18 protein-coding genes and 1 tRNA gene are annotated in these 19805 nt (G+C 65.0%); 9 read left to right on the top strand and 10 right to left on the bottom strand.

The window, feature by feature from the left end:
* Positions 1-11 precede the first annotated feature (11 nt).
* The 4 genes from ACCQ10_RS16015 to ACCQ10_RS16000 form a co-directional block, all read right to left on the bottom strand.
* Positions 12-1430, bottom strand: coding sequence for a M28 family peptidase (locus ACCQ10_RS16015; RefSeq protein ID WP_372361247.1), 1419 nt, complete (start codon positions 1428-1430; stop codon positions 12-14).
* Between the two features lie 107 nt (positions 1431-1537).
* Complete coding sequence (gene mscL, locus ACCQ10_RS16010) at positions 1538-1969, bottom strand: large-conductance mechanosensitive channel protein MscL (protein ID WP_372361246.1); 432 nt, start codon at positions 1967-1969, stop codon at positions 1538-1540.
* Between the two features lie 60 nt (positions 1970-2029).
* Positions 2030-2743: a fumarylacetoacetate hydrolase family protein gene (locus ACCQ10_RS16005; RefSeq protein WP_372361245.1), complete on the bottom strand. Its 714-nt coding sequence runs from the start codon at positions 2741-2743 to the stop codon at positions 2030-2032.
* 223 nt (positions 2744-2966) lie between these two features.
* Positions 2967-3242, bottom strand: coding sequence for a membrane protein (locus tag ACCQ10_RS16000; protein ID WP_047693074.1), 276 nt, complete (start codon positions 3240-3242; stop codon positions 2967-2969).
* Positions 3243-3494: 252 nt separating this feature from the next.
* Here ACCQ10_RS16000 and ACCQ10_RS15995 point away from each other — a divergent pair, with 252 nt between their 5' ends.
* Positions 3495-3836, top strand: a complete 342-nt coding sequence (locus ACCQ10_RS15995) for a Rieske (2Fe-2S) protein (RefSeq protein ID WP_372361244.1) — start codon at positions 3495-3497, stop codon at positions 3834-3836.
* Between the two features lie 158 nt (positions 3837-3994).
* On the opposite strand, the gene ACCQ10_RS15990 is transcribed toward ACCQ10_RS15995, so the two are convergent.
* The 4 genes from ACCQ10_RS15990 to thiS all read right to left on the bottom strand — a co-directional run bounded on the left by ACCQ10_RS15990 (position 3995) and on the right by thiS (position 8004).
* Positions 3995-5857, bottom strand: coding sequence for an SLC13 family permease (locus ACCQ10_RS15990; protein WP_039405401.1), 1863 nt, complete (start codon positions 5855-5857; stop codon positions 3995-3997).
* A gap of 65 nt (positions 5858-5922) precedes the next feature.
* On the bottom strand, positions 5923-6708 hold the full coding sequence (gene trmB, locus ACCQ10_RS15985; protein ID WP_039405404.1) for a tRNA (guanosine(46)-N7)-methyltransferase TrmB: 786 nt from the start codon (positions 6706-6708) through the stop codon (positions 5923-5925).
* Between the two features lie 252 nt (positions 6709-6960).
* Positions 6961-7755 carry a thiazole synthase gene (locus tag ACCQ10_RS15980; RefSeq protein WP_372361243.1) on the bottom strand — a complete coding sequence of 265 codons (795 nt, stop codon included), beginning with the start codon at positions 7753-7755 and terminating at the stop codon, positions 6961-6963.
* 48 nt (positions 7756-7803) lie between these two features.
* A complete protein-coding gene (gene thiS / locus ACCQ10_RS15975; protein ID WP_039405410.1) occupies positions 7804-8004 on the bottom strand; it encodes a sulfur carrier protein ThiS in 201 nt (66 codons plus the stop codon).
* Between the two features lie 155 nt (positions 8005-8159).
* Here thiS and ACCQ10_RS15970 point away from each other — a divergent pair, with 155 nt between their 5' ends.
* From ACCQ10_RS15970 to ACCQ10_RS15950, 5 genes are all read left to right on the top strand, one after another.
* A complete protein-coding gene (locus tag ACCQ10_RS15970) occupies positions 8160-9977 on the top strand; it encodes an autotransporter outer membrane beta-barrel domain-containing protein (RefSeq protein WP_506191965.1) in 1818 nt (605 codons plus the stop codon).
* A gap of 118 nt (positions 9978-10095) precedes the next feature.
* Positions 10096-10169: transfer RNA gene (locus tag ACCQ10_RS15965), tRNA-Gly, on the top strand.
* A gap of 406 nt (positions 10170-10575) precedes the next feature.
* Positions 10576-11157: an STN domain-containing protein gene (locus tag ACCQ10_RS15960; RefSeq protein ID WP_372361242.1), complete on the top strand. Its 582-nt coding sequence runs from the start codon at positions 10576-10578 to the stop codon at positions 11155-11157.
* Positions 11158-11534: 377 nt separating this feature from the next.
* A complete protein-coding gene (locus ACCQ10_RS15955) occupies positions 11535-11927 on the top strand; it encodes a hypothetical protein (RefSeq protein WP_047693099.1) in 393 nt (130 codons plus the stop codon).
* 88 nt (positions 11928-12015) lie between these two features.
* On the top strand, positions 12016-12408 hold the full coding sequence (locus tag ACCQ10_RS15950) for an H-NS histone family protein (protein ID WP_372361241.1): 393 nt from the start codon (positions 12016-12018) through the stop codon (positions 12406-12408).
* Between the two features lie 355 nt (positions 12409-12763).
* Here the strand turns inward: ACCQ10_RS15950 and glgX are convergent, their stop codons facing one another.
* Positions 12764-14896 (bottom strand): glycogen debranching protein GlgX, encoded by a 2133-nt coding sequence (gene glgX, locus ACCQ10_RS15945; protein ID WP_104579932.1) that lies wholly within the window; start codon positions 14894-14896, stop codon positions 12764-12766.
* Positions 14897-15394: 498 nt separating this feature from the next.
* On the opposite strand from glgX, the gene rimK reads away from it, so the two are divergent.
* From rimK to ACCQ10_RS15930, 3 genes are all read left to right on the top strand, one after another.
* The gene (gene rimK, locus ACCQ10_RS15940) at positions 15395-16270 is read left to right on the top strand and encodes a 30S ribosomal protein S6--L-glutamate ligase (RefSeq protein WP_506191964.1); all 876 of its coding nucleotides are present in this window, start codon (positions 15395-15397) and stop codon (positions 16268-16270) included.
* Positions 16271-16946: 676 nt separating this feature from the next.
* Entirely contained in the window at positions 16947-17624 is a 678-nt protein-coding gene (locus ACCQ10_RS15935) for a response regulator transcription factor (protein ID WP_003490678.1), read from the top strand.
* Positions 17617-18948, top strand: coding sequence for a sensor histidine kinase (locus ACCQ10_RS15930; protein ID WP_047693007.1), 1332 nt, complete (start codon positions 17617-17619; stop codon positions 18946-18948). The genes ACCQ10_RS15935 and ACCQ10_RS15930 overlap by 8 nt, the downstream gene beginning before the upstream one ends.
* 100 nt (positions 18949-19048) lie before the next feature.
* Here the strand turns inward: ACCQ10_RS15930 and ACCQ10_RS15925 are convergent, their stop codons facing one another.
* The gene (locus ACCQ10_RS15925; RefSeq protein ID WP_372361239.1) at positions 19049-19444 is read right to left on the bottom strand and encodes a SymE family type I addiction module toxin; all 396 of its coding nucleotides are present in this window, start codon (positions 19442-19444) and stop codon (positions 19049-19051) included.
* Positions 19445-19805: the final 361 nt, after the last annotated feature.

Raw genomic sequence — 19805 nt, 5'->3', positions numbered from 1 at the left:
GCGTTCCCAGATTACTCGTTCGGCGGTTGCACAGACTTTGCGCGGCTGCCGAAATCGCCATCTGCCTCGGCTGCCAGATAGGCGAACACGGTGTAGGCGGCCACGTTCTGCGCAAGCGCCTTCGGGTCGATCTTGTCCAGCGTGTCGTCGGCGGTGTGGTGCAGGTCGAAGTAATCGGTGCCGTCCTGCGCCAGCCAGGCCCAGGCGCCGCCCTTGGCGGAAATCGGCCCCACATCCGGACCGGGGCCGCCCTTGTCCGGCGCATACGCGATGCCCAGTGGTGCCAGCACCTCGGCAATCTGCTTGGTCGCGGCACGCGAGTCGTCCGGGGCGGCAGAGCCGGTGTTGAACGCATAGATGCGCCCGGCGCCGAAGTCGCTCTCTGCGCCAATCTGATGCAGCGCCAGGTCCTTGGCGTTCCTGCCGTGCGCGGCGGCATACGCCTTGCCGCCGTACAGGCCTTGCTCCTCGTTGGCAAAGGCCACGACACGAATCGTGCGCTTGGGTGCCTGCTTGAGCTGGCCGATCAGGTGGCCGGCAGCCATGGTGATCGCCACGCCGGCACCGTCGTCGATCGCACCTGTGCCCAGATCCCACGAATCCAGATGCCCGCCGATCACCACCACTTCCTTGGGCTTGCTGCGCCCGGTGATCTCGCCGATGACGTTGTACGAGGTGGCCGTGCCGTCCCAGCCGCAGTCCAGCGCCAGCCGCAGGCGCGTCGTGCCCAGCGCAGCGAGGCGAGCCAGTTGGTTGGCATCGGGTACCGACAGCGCCGCGGCCGGCACCGGCGTCAGGCCCTCATCGAAACGGGTGATGCCGGTATGCGGCACGCGGTGCGAGTCGGTGCCGGCCGAGCGCATCACAAATCCAATTGCGCCCTTGCGAATCGCTTCCGACGGTCCTTTGCTGCGCACGGCACCGCCATTGCCGTAATCCTTGCCGTCGCGCGCCTTGACCATCTGGTAATCGACGAATGCGATCTTGCCGGCCAGCGATCCGGCCGGCGCGGCCTGCAGCGCGGCCAGGTTTTCAAACCGCACCACCTCGCCTTCGACCGTGCCGCCGGGGCTGCCGCCCAGCGCGGTCACGGTCAGTGGCTGCGCGTGCGCGCCGACGACCGCCGCATGTTCGCTGCGGCGTTCCCACTTGGGAAAGCTCACCGGCTCGGTCCACACCTTGTCGAAGCCCAGCGACTGGAACTTGGCCTTGGCCCAGGCCACCGCACGCGGATCTGCTTCGCCGCCGGCAATGCGCGGGCCCACTTCGGTGGTGAGCGATTGCACCACCGCAAAGCCGGTGTCATCGGCCAGGGCCTGCTCGCGCAACTGCGCCGCGGTGCGCAATGCGCTGTCGGGAATGCTGGTCTGTGCGGCGAGCGCGCAGGAGCAGGCGAGTAGGGCAGAGATGGCAACAGCGAGGCGACGCATGCAGGACGCTCCAACGACGAGGGGACCCTGAGCTTATCAGCGCAAGGTCCCCGGTCGGCGTGCGAAAAGTCATCCCTGCGCGCGAAGCGCGCGTTGGTTGCGTCCGCTTACGGCGCGCCCGGCGTCTTCAGCGTGTCGGTCTTGAGCGAGTCGCGAATCTCGCGCAGCAGCAGCACTTCTTCGCTCGGGCCCTTGGGCGCGTCGGGCTTGCGATGGCTCAGGCGGTTGATCAGCTTGACCACCAGGAAGATCGCAAACGCGATGATCACGAACTGCACCACGGTGTTGATGAAATCACCATAGCCGACCACCACGGCCGGAATCTCCTTGCCGGTGGCATCCACTTCCGCAGGCTTGAGCACCCACGCCAGGCGCGAGAAATCCACATTGCCGATGGCCCAACCGATCGGCGGCATGATGATCTTTTCCACCAACGCGGTGACGATCTTGCCGAACGCCGCACCGATGACCACACCGACAGCCAGGTCGATGACATTGCCGCGCATCGCGAATTGCTTGAATTCGCTGACCATTCCCATATCGCACTCCTGATGCGGTCGCGGACCAACTGCCGCGGCCCGATCGTAGCCCGGCCGATGTCAGCCCGCGATGATGCCGTGGCGTTCGGCGACGTTTTCCAGGCGAGCACTGAACTGGTCGCCCGGCAGCAGCGGGCCGACGCCGGCCGGCGTGCCCATGAAGATCAGGTCGCCCGCGCGCAGTGCATACAGCTTGGACAGCTCGTGCAAAATCTCCGGCACGTTCCAGATCATCTGGTCCAGCAACGATTGCTGGCGCACCTGTCCGTTGACCTCCAGCGACAGATTCAGCGCCTCCAGCGCGCCGACTTCGCCGGCATGCACCAACTCGCTGACCGGTGCGGAATGGTCGAAGCCTTTCGCGATATCCCACGGCAGGCCCTTGGCCTTGGCAGCGGCCTGCAGATCGCGGCGGGTCAGATCCAGGCCCACGCCATAACCGTAGATCAGGCGTTCGGCCTGTTCCACCGGCAATTCGCCCTCAGGTGCATCGCTGCCGAGTGCCACCACCAGCTCCACCTCGTGATGCAGCTCCCTGGTGCCGGGCGGGTAGGGGATCTGGTCGCCGTGACCGACCACGACGGCATCGGCAGGCTTCATGAAAAAGGTCGGCTGACCGCGTTCGGCCTTGGACGCCGGCGCGCTGGCGCCCATCTCGCGCGCGTGGTCGGCGAAGTTACGCCCCACGCAATAGATGCGGTGCACCGGAAAGCTGCCGCCACCCACCACCGGAATGCGCGGAACATCGGCGGCGGGAATCACATCGTGGGTCATGCGCGCATCCTCGAACGGGGGACGCGTGAGTCTAGCCGCTTGGCTGTGTACGACGGAACCTTCACTGCTGAAGCGCGCGTGGACGACCGCCCGCACCGCGAGGACCCGACATGTTCAGGCCCGCAATGCAGATCGGCATGTGCGAGCACATGCCGATGCAGGTAGCGGGGTTTCATTCCCGCGGCGAGACGCTGCGGGATGTACAGCACAAGCGTCTGGGCACTCAGTGCGACATCGGCAACGCGGGCTTGCGTACCACGCGGTACTCGGCGTCGACCACGCGCGCCTGCTGCGGGGGGCTACGGTGCGACTTGCTCAAGACCTTCCAGGCAATACCGCCCAGTATCATGGCCGCGCCGACAAACACGCTGAAGAAGATCAGCACCGCAAGAATCGCCAGGCCTGCCAGGCCGGCAGCAACGCGCACCAATGGGTGACGCGGCTTGCGGGGCGCAAACAGGGAATGGAGGTTGCCGTATTGGAACAAGCGTGCAGGCATGGCGGTGGGCTGCCGGGCAGGAAACAAGCGCGAAGTATCGTTGCGGTTTCATGTCATTGAGTGAAAACTTCGTTAATCCAACGCCAGTTTTGTTAAACGCATCACATGCGGCGCGCTGACCGAGGTCTGCGTTAGCCAAGGTGTATGGGTGACCGCCCGGTCCTGCGGTCACTCACGCCCGGCAGGCAGCGCGCCGACGCGCGCGCAGTCGCATGCCACAATCGGCGGCCACTCCTCACTCTTTCAAGGTCTATGTCCTCGTCTTCCTGGGCCACACGCATCGCGTTGACGCAGATTCCCGATGCCGGAGTGCTGGAAGTCGAAGCAGCGTTGGGCGAGGGCACCGAGTCGCTGGTGGTGTATCGCCAGGGCCTGCAGGTGCGCGCGTGGTTGAACATCTGCCCGCACGCCGGCCGCCGGCTGGACTGGGCGCCGGGGCAGTTCCTCACGACCAAAGATGGTCACCTGGTCTGCGCAGCCCATGGCGCGGCGTTCGAGCTTGATGCCGGCGAATGCATCAGCGGGCCCTGTCGCGGGCAGTCGCTGGTAGCGGTGCCGGTGCGCGTCGAGGGCGAGCAGGTGGTACTGGGGTAGCGCTGTACCAGGTGCGTGAGCGCCGGCAACTGGCGCACGCAGGGATGCGCCGCTGCATTGCAATGCTGTTCGACGCGACGGTGCCGCGCAGTAGGCGCTACTGCGGGCTTGCCTTCGATATGCCGGCGCCATCGAAGCCGAGCGCCAGCATCATGGCTCTAACGCGCCGCCCACCAGAACATCAGGTTGATCATCGACACCATCACCACGATGTAAATCAGCGACAACGGTGCGCCCACGCGCCACAGCTCGCGCGGTTGATAGTTGGCCGGGCCGGCCACCATCGAGATCACCGGGTTGGAGGCGGTCATCAGATTGTTGGATGCCGACAACGCCACGATCAGCGCAAACGCCGTCGGGTTGCCATTGGCGGCCAGCGCCAGATTCACCGCAATCGGCACCATCACGATGGTCGCACCCACATGGCTGATCACCAGCGAGAACGCGGTGGTGAGCAAGGCCAGGCTGATTTCCAGCGCCCACACCGGAATGCCTTCGGGCAGCCGGTCGATGGTGTGGCCGGCCACCCAGGCCGCAGTGCCGCTGCTGTCCATCGCCCAGCCGAGCGGGATCAGCCCGGCCATCATGAAGATGGTCTTCCAGTTGATCGAGGCGTAGGCCTCGTCCATGCGCAGCACGCCGCTGACCAGCATGCAGGCCACGCCGGTCATCAGCGTCAGCGCCACCGGCAGGCGCGAGGTCAGTGCGATCAAGATGGTGAAGGCAAAGATCGCCATCGCGATCTTGAACTTGTGCGGGCGCTGCTCGCCTTTCGGGAAGTCGGTGACCGGCACGAAATCGCGGCTTTCCGCCGCCTGCGCCAGGTCCTGCCAGATGCTGTGGAACACCAGCATGTCGCCGGCGCGCAGCGGCACGTTGCGTACGTCCTCGCGGATGACCTGCTTGTCGCGGTTGATCGCCAGCAGGCTGATGCCGGCCTGCTTGCGCAGCCGCAGCTCGCCGGCACTCTTGCCGATCAACCGCGAGTTGGGCGGGATCAGCGCCTCGGAAATGCCTGCAAGACTGGGGTTGAACAGGTCGCCCAGGTTGCGCAGCCGCGAGGACATGCGCAGGAAGTGGTTCTGCGCAAAATCGTTCACCTCCTGGCGCGGCCCCATGGCGCCGAGCACGCTGCCCACCCAGATGCGCATGTCCGCCGGTGGGGCCAGGCGGGTGTCGTTGCCGGTCTTCAGGGCCAGCAGCAACGGCGCGTCATGGATGGCCTCGGCCTCGCCAAGGGTCATGCCGACCAAGGGGCTTTCGGCGGTCACGGTGAGTTCGAACACGTCGCCATCGATGCCGTAGGTCTTGGCGAAATAGCTTTCGGTGCGCGAGGGCGTGACGCCTTCGTTGATCAGGCGTTCTTCTTCGATCAGCTTGCGGTCGCCGTAGAAGCGGAAGTACAGCAATGCGGCGATCAGCAGCGCCACACCGATCGGCAATGGCGCAAACATGGTCAACGGTTCGATGCTCGCCATGCCCGAGGGCAGGTTGTTGTTGGCCGAGACCAGCAGGTCGTTGAGCAGGATCAGCGGCGAATTACCCACCATGGTGAGCGCGCCGCCCATCACGATCGCCGCGGCGATCGGCAACAACATGCGCTGCAGGGTGAGCCCGGTACGCGCGGCCAGCCGCGACGCGACCGGCAGATACAGGGCCATCACCGACGGGTTCTGCATGAACGACGAATTCAAGCCGGAGATGGCCAGCGTCATCATCATCAGGCGCTGCTCGCTGCCGTGCGAACGCCGCAACAGCCAGCTGGCCAGCCGGTTCAATGCACCGGTGCGCTCCAGCCCCGCGCCAAGGATGGTGGTGGCGATGATGCTCATCACCGCATTACCGGAAAAACCACCGAACAGTTCTTCCGGTGCCACCAACCCGGTGACGCCGAGCACCACCAGCACGATCAAGGCCACTACGTCGGCGCGGATGCGCTCGAACAGAAACATCGCCATCGTGAAACCGACCAGCCCGAGGACGAGCTTCATATCGTTGGTCAGCGTCAGCGCGGTGTCCATTGGGGGCCGGGAATGGGGAGTCGGGAATGGGGAATTGGCAGAGCGAAAAATGCTGACGCTGTGGGTTACCCGGGCGACGCGGGCATCTGCCCTTGCGATTCCCGATTCCCGATTCCCCATTCCCGGTCATAAACCAGATCCCACACGCCGTGCCCAAGCTTCTGGCCGCGGGTTTCGAAGTGGGTCTGCGGGCGCCAGGCGGGGCGTTCGACGTGGCCGCGCGGGCCGGCGCGGTTGACCAGGCCCGGTGTGGCGTCGAGCACGTCCCACATCTGTTCGGCGTAGTCGGCCCAGTCGGTGGCCGCGTGCAGGCGGCCACCCTCGCGCAGCTTGCGCACCACCAGCTGCACGAACGCCGGCTGGATCAGGCGACGCTTGTTGTGGCGCTTCTTGTGCCACGGGTCGGGGAAATAGATGCGCACCTCGTCCAGTGCGCCATCAGCGATCTCGTGTTCCAGCACTTCCACCGCATCGTGGTGATACAGGCGCACATGCGTGCTGCCGTCCTCGTCCAGCGCGTTGAGCAGACGGCCCACACCCGGCGCGTGCACTTCGATGCCGATGTAATCGCGGCTGGGGTCCTGCTGCGCGGCGAAGCGCAACGCCGCGCCATTGCCGAAGCCGATTTCCAGCACCTTGGGCGCGTCGCGTCCGAACGTGGCAGCCAGATCGCGCGGGGCGCCGGTGTAGTCCAGCCCGAAACGCGGCCATAACTCGTCAAACGCACGCTGCTGCGCCGGCGTGAAGCGGCCCTGGCGCAGCACGAAGCTGCGCACCTGCCGGCGGCCTTCTTCGATGGTGAAAGGTTTGGGCGGCATCTTCGCGCCGTCGCTGGTGAAAGGGTCAGTCATGAATTAAGTCATCGACGAAACGAATGCCCCTCTCCCACCGGGCCGAGGAGGCACAGTTTGCGCGCCATGGGCGCGCGTGCCTGGGAGCGCCCGCGACGCAGGCGCGGGCCGGGGCGCGGAGCGGGGGTTGGGGGTGAGGGTACGGCGTGAGGGGGACGCCCGCAGCAACGCGGGATCTGGCAGCGGTCATATCCGGCACGCCGCACTGCCGATCATTGCGCCTCGGCCGCAATGTCAACGCAGACCACCGACTCATCCAATCACACCATCCACCGGGCTCGATGCCGATGCATAGCGCTTGCGCGGAATCCGCCCGGCCAGAAACGCTTCGCGCCCGGCCTCGATCGCCTTGCGCATCGCGCTGGCCATCAGGATCGGGTCGCGCGCGCCGGCAATGGCGGTGTTCATCAACACGCCGTCGCAGCCCAGCTCCATCGCGATCGCCGCGTCTGAGGCGGTGCCTACGCCTGCGTCGACAATGATCGGCACCTTGGCGTTCTCGATGATTTCCAGCAGGTTGTACTTGTTCTGGATACCCAGGCCGGAGCCGATCGGCGCGGCCAGCGGCATCACCGCTACGCAGCCGATCTCTTCCAAGCGCTTGGCCAGGATCGGATCGTCGGAGGTATAGACCATCACCTCGAAGCCATCGGCCACCAGCTGCTCGGCGGCCTTGAGCGTCTGCACCACATCCGGATACAGCGTGCGCTCGTCGCCCAGCACTTCCAGCTTGGTGAGGTTATGGCCGTCCAGCAGCTCGCGCGCCAGCCGGCAGGTGCGCACCGCGTCGTCGGCGGTGTAGCAGCCGGCGGTGTTGGGCAGCAGCGTGTAGCGCTCCGGCGGCAGCACGTCGAGCAGGCTGGGCGCGTTGGGGTCCTGGCCGATGTTCACCCGGCGGATGGCCACCGTCACGATCTCGGCCGCGGCGGCCTCGGTGGCCAGGCGGGTCTCGTCCAGATCCTTGAACTTGCCGGTGCCGGTCAGCAGGCGCGAGCGATAGCGTTTGCCGGCGATGACCAGCGCATCAGAGGGGGCGTGATTCGTCATGCGGCAATTATCACCGATCGGGCGCGGATGCGCCGGCCGCGCGGGGCATCAACCGCCGCCCAACGCGTGCACGATCTCCACCACATCGCCCTCGCGCAACACATGCTCGGCGTGCCGCCCGCGCGACACGATTTCGCCGTTGACCTCCACTGCCACGCGTCGCTGGGTCAGGCCTTCCTGTTCCAGCAGGGCGGCCAGCGGCAGGTGGTCGGGGAGCGTGCGCGGGGCGCCGTTGAGTTGAATGTTCATGTCATCATTGTTGCATCGCGCGCCATCGGGGCGCGCGTTTTTGCGTTATGCGGCGATGCAGCGTGAGCGCGGGCGGCGAGGGTGAAACCATTGCCATTCGCCGGCGTACGTATGCAGGCCGGTCCGGTCCCATCCACTTTCAAGCAGGCACTCCCATGGCTTCAACACTTCGCCCGATCCGCTCCCTGATGGCGGTCGCCATCGCTATCGCGGCCACCCCGGCCATGGCCGAGCAGGCCTTCGACCAGACCGTGTTCTTCGGTGACAGCCTCACCGACAGTGGCTACTACACCCCGTTGCTGCCGGCTGCTTCGCGCCCGGTCACCGGCAAGTTCACCACCAACCCGGGCTGGGTGTGGGCCGAATATGTCGGCGACCACTTCGGCACCAACGCAGCGCCCAACGGCAATGGCCAGACCGGCGACAATTACGCTGCCGGCGGCGCGCGCATCCAGGCCAGCTCGGTCAGCGCACTCGGCGCCGCGCCGTCGGTGACCAGCCAGATCAACACCTATCTCACCGCCAATGGCGGCCGCGCCAACCCGAACGCGCTGTACAGCGTGTGGGGTGGCGCCAACGACCTGTTGGCCGCAGCTACCGTGCCGGCACAGGCACAGGCCATCATTGGCAGCGCGGTCACCGCCCAGGTGGGCGCCGTGGCCACGCTGCAGACTGCCGGCGCGCGCTACGTGATGGTGCCGACCATTCCCGATATCGGCATCACCCCGCGCTTCCGCGCCGGCGGCGCAGCCGCCATGGCCCAGGGCACCGCAGCGGCCACCACCTACAACACCGCGCTGTTCAACGGCCTGCAATCGGCCGGCCTGCGCGTGATCCCGCTCGACACCTTCCACATGCTGCAGGAAATCGTCGCCGCGCCGGGCACCTTCGGCTTCACCAACGTCACCAACACCGCCTGCAACCCGGCACTGCAACTGCCGGCCTGCAACCCGACCAGCCTGGTCGCCGCCAACGCACCGACCACCTATGTCTTCGCCGACGGCATCCACCCGACCACGGCGGTGCACCAGATCTTGGGCGAGTACGCGATTTCGCTGCTGGAAGCGCCGCGCCTGCAGCAGGTGCTCACGCACTCGGCGCAGGCCGGTGGTCGCGCCCGTGCCGATCAGGTGGCCTGGCATCTGGACGGCAAGCCGGACGCCGACGGGCTGCGCTGGTGGGGCAGCGTGCGCGGCGACATGCAGCGCTACGACCACGCCGACCTGTACGACGGCATGGCCCCGGCCGGCCTGTTCGGCGTGGATTGGACGGCCGGCGACCTGGTGTTCGGCGGCTTTGCCGGCTTCGGCCACATGGACGCGGACTTCGGCAACCGCAACGGCAGCTTCAAGCAGGACGACACCACCCTGGGCGGCTTCTTCGGCTGGTACACCGGCCCGGTGTGGGTCAACGCCCAGGTCAGCTACAGCTGGCTGAGCTACGACGTGGACCGTGAAGTGCAGCTGGGGCCAGCGACCCGCGTGCACAGCGGTTCGCCGGACGGCAGCAATCTCACCGCCGCGCTCAACGCCGGCTATTCGCTGGGCGAAGGCAACGTCAAGTACGGCCCGGTGGCCGGCCTGACCTGGCAGAAGATCAAGCTCGACGGCTATACCGAAAGCGACGCCAGTGCCACCGCGCTGGGCTATGCCGACCAGGATATCGACTCGCTGGTCGGCCGCGTCGGCTTCCAGGTGCGCCTGGACGGCGCCGCGATCAAGCCGTACCTCCAGGCGACCTACGACCACGAGTTCAAGGACGGTGGCGAAGCCAGCGCCTGGCTGCAGTCGATGCCGGAAGTGGGCATGTACACCGTTCCGGGCCAGAACTTCGACCGCAACTACGCCACCGTGGTGCTGGGCGCCCGCACCGGCCTGTGGGGCCTGCAGAGCAACGTCGGCCTGAGCACCACCACCGCCCAGCGCAGTGCCCGCGATGCGACGCTGTTCGTGAACTTCAGCGGCAATTTCTGAGCCACGCCGAACCGCTGCAGGCAGCACCTTGCAAGACACGAGGGCCGGGCAACCGGCCCTCGTCACGTCTGCGCATTGCGCCCGGTGCCTACACCCGCCTAAACTCTCCTAACGCCGTGCGGGCGTAGCTCAATGGTAGAGCTGTAGCTTCCCAAGCTACTGACGTGGGTTCGATTCCCATCGCCCGCTCCACTGCCGCAATGGCGTGTGGTTGGGTCATCGACATTCCCTTGAAGATCTTTGGTTGCCACCGACGTAGGCGTGCGCCGCACGCTGCATGGTCGAGCTGTGGCTGACGTCACCGAGACTCTTGCAAGGGAGTCATCGAAACGTATCGGCGCCGTCGTCCGGCGTGCTCGCGGGCCAGGCCGCCCTTGCCGCCTGCTGTCATCGCAAAGTTCCGGGAGCGCAGGATTTCGTCCGGCATGGATCGGGGCATCTGGCGCGTGGCTTGAGGCAGTGCGCGTCCGGGGCTGGGTGGTCGGGCTTCCGGCCTGAGCAGCGCGTAGGCGCAGGCCAACCACGTCATCGGCGATCTCCGCACCCTGGCGGCGGGGCGCGGTTGATTCCGGTTCCGTTCGGAGTGGAGCGTCTAGCGTTGGCCTCGCACGGATGTCCGTGTGTTTCGGGTGCTGTCATGTCTGCTGTTCGCCGTCGCTTGTCCTCGATCGTCATTGCAGTGGGTGCTGTTATGTGTGCCGGGCCGGTCATGGCTGCCTGCCAGCCTGGGCCGTTTACGCTTGCGCTGTCGGCGCAGCGGCTGGACGAACGATTGCAGGATCTGGCCCACCAGGCGGGATGCGCGGTGGAGGTGGATCCCTCGCTGCTGCAGGACAAGCGCGTGCAGGCCTTGAGTGGAACCTTCACCGCCGATCAGGCATTCATCCAATCGGTCCGCGGGAGCGGTCTGGAGGCGGACTATGCCAGCGATCACTGGCGCGTCAATCGCGCGCAACAGCTGTATTTTGCCGAGCGTGTCGAGACCTTGCAGAGCGCGATTACAGATGCGCGCAAGAGCAACGCGATTACCGGGCGCCAGGCAAAAACCATGAACGCGCAACTATCGAAGATGGCGGTGGAGGTTCCCAAGCTTGTCCGTCAGCAGGGTTTTCTGAGCGCAGCCGAGCGCGCCTCCTACGAGCGCACCTTGAAGGAGATCGAAAAGGTCCTGCAGGGCTGAGGTCGGGCGCAGCGAAGATGTGCGCCGCGGTCAGTCGGGGGCAGATTGGCGGCCCCTTTGGTCCTTCGAGGTTCAGATGCCCGTGGCCCGTCCATGCGCACTGGGTGGCGATGACGCTGGCAGAGCTGCGCGCGGATCGTGCTGGTGCGTTTTCGCTTGCGAGCGGGTCGCTGCGTTATGGCCCGGCGTTGTGCCATCCGGGCATGATGCGTGTATCGCACATCCCGTCGAACGAGTTGCAATGACGACGATTGCAGGCGGTTTTCCCGGTAAAAATGGCACTACAGCTTCGTCATTTCCTTCCTGGCAGTCAGGAAGCTCCTGATTGAGCAAGCGCGAGTTGGCAGCCATAGTGTCCCCATCATTTGGCGGTCACCATGACAACGACTCATTCACAGCTGGTTGGTGCGCTGATCAAGGGCATGCGTCGCGCCGAGTCCGCGCAGGCGGCCTCGATCGCCCACCGCCCGGGCCTGCCGGCGAAGGCCAGCATCCCGGGCACGCCTGATACTGCCGGCAAGGTGCTCGAGATGTTCAAGCTCGACCCCGAACAGATTCGCCACATGGGGCTGATCGGGGTGGAAGAATTGGGCGAAACGGTCTGCCACGCGTGGTCGATCAACGCCGGTCAGCTGGACCGGGTGGTGCAATGGTTCACCGCCCCCCGGGTGGAGTTTGTCGGCAAGCATTGCAGCGAGCTGATTCGCGCCGGACGCATCGGGCCGGTGCTGACCATGGCCCGTGAACACGCTTTGCTGCGGCATGGCTGAGCGCAAGTCGACCCGGAAAGGGCCGGGCGCTTTACGCTGGACGGCATAGCGGCAATACTCGTTGACCCGCCCAACCTCAGTTTTGTCAATGCGCCAGGTTCCGCCCGCTTCATCCTCAGCTGCCGCCAAAGCCCAATTGCTGGAAGAGCTGCGCAAGCTTGAGCAGGAAGAAGCTCAGCTCAAGTATGCCCAGACCCTGGAAGCCTTCGACCAGGTGGTCGACGTGCTGACCCAGTTCGGCAGCCGGTTCAATGCAAAGCAGAAATCCCAGATCGCCTCGCTGGCCATGACCGGCAAGTCCAAGGGGCCGCTGACCTCCACCGGTGAAGTGGCCCCCAAATACTGGCTTCCGCACTCGGGCGAGACCTGGTCCGGGCGTGGCCGCACCCCGCGGGCGTTCAAGGCGTGGGAAGGCACCAGTTCCTACAAGGAATGGAAGTCCAAGCATCCGGACAAGCGTTTTCCGCTGTATCCGGGTTGAGTCTTCAGGCAACCGGATAGCGGATTCGTCGAACACGTCCTGGCTTGCGGCGGTCTTCACCGTTGCGTATGCAGGGCCCTGTGGGTGTCGTTACGCAATACGCGTGTTGCCCCATCGGCGCTGGGGAAGTGGCTTGGCGATTGCATCAGCGCATGGATTGGGATGTACATCATTCGCGCATCGATGATGCGCGGCTGTGCAATGCCGCTCTGGCCAGGTTCGAAGCCGGATGACTAACGTTGGATCGTGCGTGAGCGGTTAGCTGACCAGCTCCAGAGCCTTATGACCGCCCCGCGCATAAAAAAGCTCGCTGCCCACCTCCCGGCAGACAGCGAGCCACATCAGCAAGCGCGCTTTACTGGTCGCTCTTGCACTCGAACACCGAAACGCTGCGCGGCGGCGCCAGGAATTCGCTGGCGCCTGCCGGCATCATGTCCACCTCCAGCGCTTCGTCGGTCGACAGCACCAGCTTCCAGTGCACCGGCTCGTCGGTGGAGGGCAGGGTGAAGGTCACGCCCTCGTGGTAGGCATTGATCACGATCAACAAGGTGTCGTCGTTGGCCAACTCCTTGACGCCGGAGGTCTGCGCCTTGCCTTCCAGGAGCAAACCGACCGAACGCGCGCCCGCGTCGGTCCAGTGCGCATCCTCCATCTCGGTGCCGCCAGGGTTGAGCCAGGTGAGATCGCGCAGGCCGGCTTCTTCGTTGTATTGCCCGTTGAGGAAGCGGCCACGCGACAGGATCGGGTAGCGTTTGCGCAGCCGGGTCAATGCCTTGACGAAGTCGGTAAGACGGCCGTCGGTGGGATCGTTTTCCCAGTCCAGCCAGGTGATTTCATTGTCCTGGCAATACGTGTTGTTGTTGCCGCCTTGCGACTGCGCACGCTCGTCGCCGGCCAGCATCATCGGCGTGCCCTGCGACAACAGCAGCGTTGCCAGCAGATTCTTCATCTGCCGCTCGCGGATCTGCAGGATGTCGGCGTTGTCGGTCTCGCCTTCTTCGCCGTAGTTGCACGAGCCATCGTTGGACGAGCCGTCGCGATTGTCTTCGCCGTTGTCGATGTTGTGCTTCTCGTTGTAGCTGACCAGGTCGCGCAAGGTGAAGCCGTCATGCGCGGTGATGAAGTTGACCGACGCCCACGGGCGGCGACCCCGGCGGTCGAACAGGTCGGCCGAGCCGGTAAAGCGGGTGGCAAATTCGGCCAGCTTGCCGTCTTCGCCTTTCCAGAATTCGCGCGCGTTGTCGCGGAACTTGTCGTTCCACTCCGACCAGCCCGGCGGGAAGTGGCCCACCTGGTACCCGCCCGGGCCACAGTCCCACGGCTCGGCAATCAGCTTGACCTCCGACAGCAGCGGGTCCTGGTTGCAGGCATCCAGGAAGCCGCCGCGTTGGTCGAACCCGCTCGGCTCGCGCCCGAGGATGGTGGCCAGGTCGAAACGGAAACCGTCCACGTGCATCTCGCCGGCCCAGTAGCGCAGCGAATCGTTGACGAACTGGATCACCCGCGAATTGCTCAGATTCAGCGTATTGCCGGTGCCGGTGTCGTTGATGTAGTAGCGCTTGTCTTCGGCAAGGCGGTAGTAGCTGGCGTTGTCGATACCCTTGAACGAGAGTGTCGGACCCAGCTCGCTGCCTTCTGCGGTGTGGTTGTAGACCACGTCCAGGATCACTTCCAGGCCTTGCTTGTGCATGGCCTTGACCATGTCGCGGAATTCATCGCGATGGCCGCTGGAGAGGTAGCGCGACTTCAGTGCGAAGAAGCCGATGGTGTTGTAGCCCCAGTAGTTACGCAGGCCCTTGTCCAGCAGATGCTGGTCGTCCAGGTAGGCGTGCACCGGCAGCAGTTCGACCGCGGTGATACCCAGGTCCTTGATATACTGCAGCACTTGCGGCTGCGCCAGGCCGGCGAACGTGCCACGTACCGCTTCGGGCACCTGCGGGTTGCGCATGGTGTAGCCGCGCACGTGGGTTTCGTAGATGACCGTCTCGTTCCACGGCTTGAGCAGGCGTGCATCGTCGCCCCAATCGTAGGTGTCTTCGACCACCACGCACTTGGGCATGAAAGGCGCGCTGTCACGTTCATCGAAGCTCAGGTCGCCGTCCGGGTGGCCGACGGTGTAGCCATAGAGCTCGTCGGCCCAGATCAGGTCACCTTCCAGCTCACGCGCATACGGGTCGAGCAGCAGCTTGTTGTGGTTGAAGCGATGGCCTTCGGTCGGCTCGTATGGGCCATGCACGCGGTAGCCGTAGCGCTGACCGGGTTTGGCATCGGGCAGGTAGCCATGCCAGATTTCGTTGGTGTATTCGGGAAGGTCAACGCGGGTTTCGTTGCCTTGTTCGTCGAACAGGCAAAGTTCCACACGTGTGGCATGCGCGGAGAAAAGCGCAAAGTTGGTGCCCTTGCCATCGAAGACGGCGCCGCGGGGGAACGGGCGCCCCTGACGGATGCGGGAGGGATTGGCATAAGCCGCGCTTGCTGGACGTCGCATGGAGAGTCTCGGGTGCGCCGGCATGCCGGCATTGAGGAGACTCAAGCATTGCGGTTTCAACTGTGCAAAACGCGTTACGGCAATACGGGTGCGGCGTGAGGGCGGGCCTCGAGGCCGTGCGTCGTCAAAGACATTGTTGCGCCGTGGAGCGGTGGCGCTCGCTTGTGCGTCTTCGATGGCAGCCGCAAGCGAGCAGGCGACGCACGATGCGCCGCGACCGGCAATGCGCCAGCTCGACCGAGTCCAGGGGCGCGTGCTGCTTGAGCGCTGCGCGCGCGCCCTGCTAGCATCGATCCGGTTGAGGCTGCGCAGCGTTTGCGTTGCTGCAACACCGCCGAAGCGCTTGTGCGTTTCCATCCTCGGGGCCGTCGCATACCGGGTCACGCGGCGCGAGCAGGGCATTGCATCCTGCTCGCGTGCGACCGGCAGATGCGTGGACTTGGGTCACCTCGTCATCAGACTCCGACCATGTCCAGGCCGCGCCGTGTCCCTGCTGCGATGAAAATCGCCATTCTTTCGCGCAACAGCAAGTTGTACTCGACCCGGCGGCTCATCGAAGCCGCACGCAAGCGTGGTCACACCGTGCGCATCCTTGACCCGCTGCGCTGCTACATGCGCATCGCTGCCGACGGTTTCAGCCTGCACTACAAGGGCAAGCCGATCACCGGGTTCGATGCGGTGATCCCACGCATCGGCGCCTCGGTGACGCGCTACGCCACTGCGGTGCTGCGCCAACTCGAATTCATGGGCACCTACACGCCCAATCCCTCCGACGCCATCCTGCGTTCGCGCGACAAATTGCGTGCACACCAGCTGCTGGCCGCGCAGGGCATCGACATGCCGGTCACTGTGTTCGGCGACAACCCCGACGATACCCAGGACCTGTTGTCCATGCTCGGCCCGCCGCCGCATGTGGTGAAGTTGAACGAAGGCGCCCAGGGCGCCGGGGTGATCCTTACCGAAAAGGCCAGCGCATCGCGCGGCGTGGTCGAGGCACTGCGTGGGCTCTATGCCAACTTCATCGTGCAGGAGTTCATCGGCGAAGCCGACGGTGCGGACCTGCGCTGCTTCGTGGTCGGCGACCGGGTCGTTGCGGCCATGCGCCGGCAGGCGGCCGAGGGCGACTTCCGCTCCAACCTGCACTTGGGCGGGACCGCTGCAGTGGCGCAGGCCACCGAGCAGGAGCAGGAGGTCGCGGTCCGCTCGGCGCGTGCGCTGGGCCTGGCGGTGGCCGGGGTCGACCTCATTCGCTCCAAACGCGGTCCGCTGGTGCTCGAGGTCAATTCCACCCCCGGGCTGGAGGGCGTGGAAGGGGTCTGTGGCGTCGATGTGGCGGCGGCGATCATCCAGTACCTGGAGCAGTCGGTCCATTGATCTGCCCCCGCGGGCTTATCGAAAATTTAACTAAAACCTAATCCTTCGCTCGCTAGCCTCTGCCAACCGTGGCTCCGCTCTCGGCAGTGACGGTGATCGGGATGAACTTTTGGCCCAAGTGCGGTGTCGCACTTGGGCCTTTTTGTGGATGGCTTGCTGCTCCGGAGGTTCGCGTCTACATTTCCCAATTGTTAAATCCGGTCAGACGCAGGGAAGGGTCGTATGGCGAGGCAATTGAACGTGTTACCGCCGTGCGCGCGATCAGCGCGCATCGCGTCGGTGTTGCCGACCGCGCAGGCACCCTGCCGGCTGCGGGTAAGGCACAGGCATAGCGACAGGGAGCAGGCAGGTAATGGCTCCGATGTCAGTCAGGAACAGCGCGCTAAGGTAGCGGGGTGCTCGGTCGGAGTGGGAGCGGTACTGGTAGCGCAGCCGGAGCGACAGGAGCTGCAGCCAAACCAGCCGACAGCCACCTGCAACCCTCCGGAGCTCGTCACCCGAATTTTTTCCAGGGCAAGCGAAGATGGCCGGCAGAACGCTGGCACGAGCGAGCACCTGGTGTGCAGATGAGTACGAAGCAGTGCATGACGCTCGCCTGGCGTGCAGTCTGACCACTGTGAATGACACGATATTTCTCGGCGCCAGCGCTAAAAACAGTTTAACGAATGAGGTTCCAGTGCGAATTCTAGTGATTGAAGACAACAGCGATATCGCCGCCAACCTGGGCGATTATCTCGAAGACCGTGGACACACCGTGGACTTCGCCGCCGATGGCGTGACCGGCTTGCACCTGGCCGTGGTGCACGAGTTCGACGCCATCGTGCTGGATCTCAACCTGCCCGGAATGGACGGCATCGAAGTCTGCCGCAAGCTGCGCAACGAAGCACGCAAGCAGACCCCGGTGCTGATGCTCACCGCGCGCGACTCGCTGGACAACAAGCTGGCCGGCTTCGACTCCGGCGCGGACGACTACCTGATCAAGCCGTTCGCGCTGCAGGAAGTGGAAGTGCGCCTCAACGCACTGTCGCGTCGCGGCAAGGGCGTGCACACCCGCGTGCTGGAAACCGGCGATCTGGAATACAACTTGGACACGCTGGAAGTGCGCCGCCGCGGCAAGCTGCTGCAGCTCAACCCGACCGCGCTGAAGATCCTGCAGGCGTTGATGGAAGCTTCGCCGGCCGTGGTCACCCGCCAGGAGCTGGAAACCCGCGTCTGGGGTGAAGAGCTGCCGGATTCGGACTCGTTGCGCGTGCATATCCATGGCCTGCGTGCGGTGGTCGACAAGCCCTTCGACGTGCCGATGATCCAGACCCGTCACGGCATCGGCTACCGCATCGCGTCGCCCGATGCCTGAACGTACAAGCGCGCGCCCGGCGCGCAGACGTGGCCGCTACCGGCGGCGCCTGCGTAGCCGCATCATCCTGTCGTTCGTGTTGTTGGGCTTCTGCCTGACCACACTGTTCGCCTTCGCCACCAACTGGGCACGCGTGCGCGTGGAAAACCAGTTGGTCGAAGACGTGATGAACCGCAACATCGACGCATTCGCGCAGCGGTTCTATTCGGACCCGCTGCAAAATCCGGATCTGCCGGTGCAGCAGATGCGTGGGCGCGTGGTCAAGAGCGACAAGTTCGAAGCGCTGCGCCTCGAGCAGCCGGAGTGGTACCAGTTTCCCGATGGCATCCATACCATTTCCGGCGTGGACGAAAACGGCAATGCGTACTCGTACAAACTGGCGGTGCGCAAGACGCCCAGCGAGTGGTTCTTCCTTGCCTATGACATGACCCAGACGCTCAAGGGCGAGATCCAGCTCAAGCGCACCTTGATGCTGTCGGTGCTGGTGTTCAGCGGGTTTTCGCTATTGATCGGCTGGTGGTCGGCGTCCAAGGTGATGCGCCCGGTGTCGGACCTAGCCGCACGCCTGCGCGCCTACCGCGGCGGCACCAGCGAGCCCAAGCCGCTGGCCGCGCATTTCCCCGATGACGAAGTGGGCCAGCTCGCCGAGGCGCTGGACGATTACTCCGCGCGCCTCACCGAGGTGGTGCAACGCGACCGCGAGTTCAATGCCGATGTCAGCCATGAACTGCGTACCCCGCTGGCAGTGATCCGCGGCGCCACCGAACTGCTGCTCACCAAGCCCAATCTCGACGAAAAGGTGCTGCAGCGGCTGCAGCGCATCCAGCGCGCCGAACAGCAATGTAGTGACCTGATCGGCTCGCTCCTGTTGCTCTCGCGCAACGAACGCGGGCAGGGCAGCAGCAACGTGGCCAAGGTAGCCGAACAACTGATCGACGCGCACCGCGCCCAGCTCGGCGGCAAACCACTGGAGTTGCTGCTGGAAGGCGAACGCGACCTGGTCATCGACGCCCCCGAATCTGCCCTGTCGGTGGCGCTGGGCAACCTGATCGGCAACGCGGTCAAATACACCCAGGACGGCCAAGTGCGCGTGCGCGTATTGGCCGATGCCGTCGAGGTGATCGACTCCGGCCCCGGCCTGAGCGAAGAAGACGCCGCCAAGCTGTTCCAGCGCGGCTACCGCGGCACCCACGCCGGCCACTCGCAGGGCGGCGGCATCGGCCTGTCGATCGTCAGCCGCCTGTGCGACCTGTACGGCTGGCGCGTCAGCGTGCGCCCAGGCCAGGAGCGCGGCGTCATCGCCACACTGGCCTTCCATCGCTGACCAACCACCCGCACATCCGTAGGAGCGCACCGGGCGCGACAGCCTTACCCATAGCGCCCAAGGCAGCGCCTCCAGCCAACAACCGTACCCAAAACATAGTTCAGCGCTCGATCACCGTCACCACCAGTTCGCCCTCACGTGCAGTGATCTGCAGCTTGCAGCCAACCGCAAACCCCAACTGCTCCAGCCACAGCCCGCGCAGGCGGACGCTGGGAATCCGCTGGCTACGTGGCCGGCCCGGTTCTGCATCGTAGAACGCGTACCCCACGGTGCAGCGCGTGGGCTTACGCGGCTTGCGAGGCGGGCGTGGCGGAATGTCATCCGGATGGGGCGCGGGCGGGTGATCGAAGGCGAGGTTGTCCACATCGAACGTTGGCGACGGTACTAGCCGTACGGGCTGCGGAGCTGTTGCCGGTTTGGTCGCTCGCTTGGCGGTAGCGGTGCGTTTAGCGTGCGGTTTGGAGCGCTTTGTGATCGGTGGCTGCACCCGGCTCATCGCCTCACCTCCGCCAGCGCCATGGAGCGACGATGCCCACCTATCTGCACTCTCGATACATTTGCCATGACAATGCCTCCTTCGAAGAACAGGCACCGTCGCCGGCTGGCGACGGGATGTCGGGAGGTTAGAAACCGTGCATAGTCGGCGGGCGTATTCCTCCCGAAGGAGTGTTGTATTAGCCGCCCTCCCGACGCAGAAATCGCGTCGGCTTGTACCTGCAGGCAGGCACAAAAAACCCACCGGTTTGACGGGGGTGGGTACCGCTATGCACGGAGTTTCTACGCTCCTTGAGGTGGAGATTGCTACTGGTTGTTTGGGATGTCAACTGCGCAAAATGAGTGGAGTAGGATCAGATGAA

The sequence above is a fragment of the Xanthomonas sp. NCPPB 1325 genome (genome assembly GCF_041477645.2).
Taxonomy (GTDB): Bacteria; Pseudomonadota; Gammaproteobacteria; order Xanthomonadales; family Xanthomonadaceae; genus Xanthomonas; species Xanthomonas cannabis.
The sequence above is the reverse complement of the archived record's forward strand: the minus strand, read 5'-3'. Positions and strand labels throughout refer to the sequence as shown.

Bases quoted from the DNA above. Each gene is read 5' to 3' on its own strand.
- mscL (WP_372361246.1), bottom strand. From the start codon at position 1,969: ATGGGAATGGTCAGCGAATTCAAGCAATTCGCGATGCGCGGCAATGTC.
- ACCQ10_RS16005 (WP_372361245.1), bottom strand. From the start codon at position 2,743: ATGACCCACGATGTGATTCCCGCCGCCGATGTTCCGCGCATTCCGGTG.
- ACCQ10_RS16000 (WP_047693074.1), bottom strand. From the start codon at position 3,242: ATGCCTGCACGCTTGTTCCAATACGGCAACCTCCATTCCCTGTTTGCG.
- ACCQ10_RS15950 (WP_372361241.1), top strand. From the start codon at position 12,016: ATGCGCCAGGTTCCGCCCGCTTCATCCTCAGCTGCCGCCAAAGCCCAA.
- ACCQ10_RS15995 (WP_372361244.1), top strand. From the start codon at position 3,495: ATGTCCTCGTCTTCCTGGGCCACACGCATCGCGTTGACGCAGATTCCC.
- glgX (WP_104579932.1), bottom strand. From the start codon at position 14,896: ATGCGACGTCCAGCAAGCGCGGCTTATGCCAATCCCTCCCGCATCCGT.
- ACCQ10_RS15990 (WP_039405401.1), bottom strand. From the start codon at position 5,857: ATGGACACCGCGCTGACGCTGACCAACGATATGAAGCTCGTCCTCGGG.
- ACCQ10_RS15925 (WP_372361239.1), bottom strand. From the start codon at position 19,444: ATGAGCCGGGTGCAGCCACCGATCACAAAGCGCTCCAAACCGCACGCT.
- trmB (WP_039405404.1), bottom strand. From the start codon at position 6,708: ATGACTGACCCTTTCACCAGCGACGGCGCGAAGATGCCGCCCAAACCT.
- ACCQ10_RS15930 (WP_047693007.1), top strand. From the start codon at position 17,617: ATGCCTGAACGTACAAGCGCGCGCCCGGCGCGCAGACGTGGCCGCTAC.
- ACCQ10_RS15970 (WP_506191965.1), top strand. From the start codon at position 8,160: ATGGCTTCAACACTTCGCCCGATCCGCTCCCTGATGGCGGTCGCCATC.
- ACCQ10_RS15955 (WP_047693099.1), top strand. From the start codon at position 11,535: ATGACAACGACTCATTCACAGCTGGTTGGTGCGCTGATCAAGGGCATG.
- ACCQ10_RS15980 (WP_372361243.1), bottom strand. From the start codon at position 7,755: ATGACGAATCACGCCCCCTCTGATGCGCTGGTCATCGCCGGCAAACGC.
- rimK (WP_506191964.1), top strand. From the start codon at position 15,395: ATGAAAATCGCCATTCTTTCGCGCAACAGCAAGTTGTACTCGACCCGG.
- thiS (WP_039405410.1), bottom strand. From the start codon at position 8,004: ATGAACATTCAACTCAACGGCGCCCCGCGCACGCTCCCCGACCACCTG.
- ACCQ10_RS16015 (WP_372361247.1), bottom strand. From the start codon at position 1,430: ATGCGTCGCCTCGCTGTTGCCATCTCTGCCCTACTCGCCTGCTCCTGC.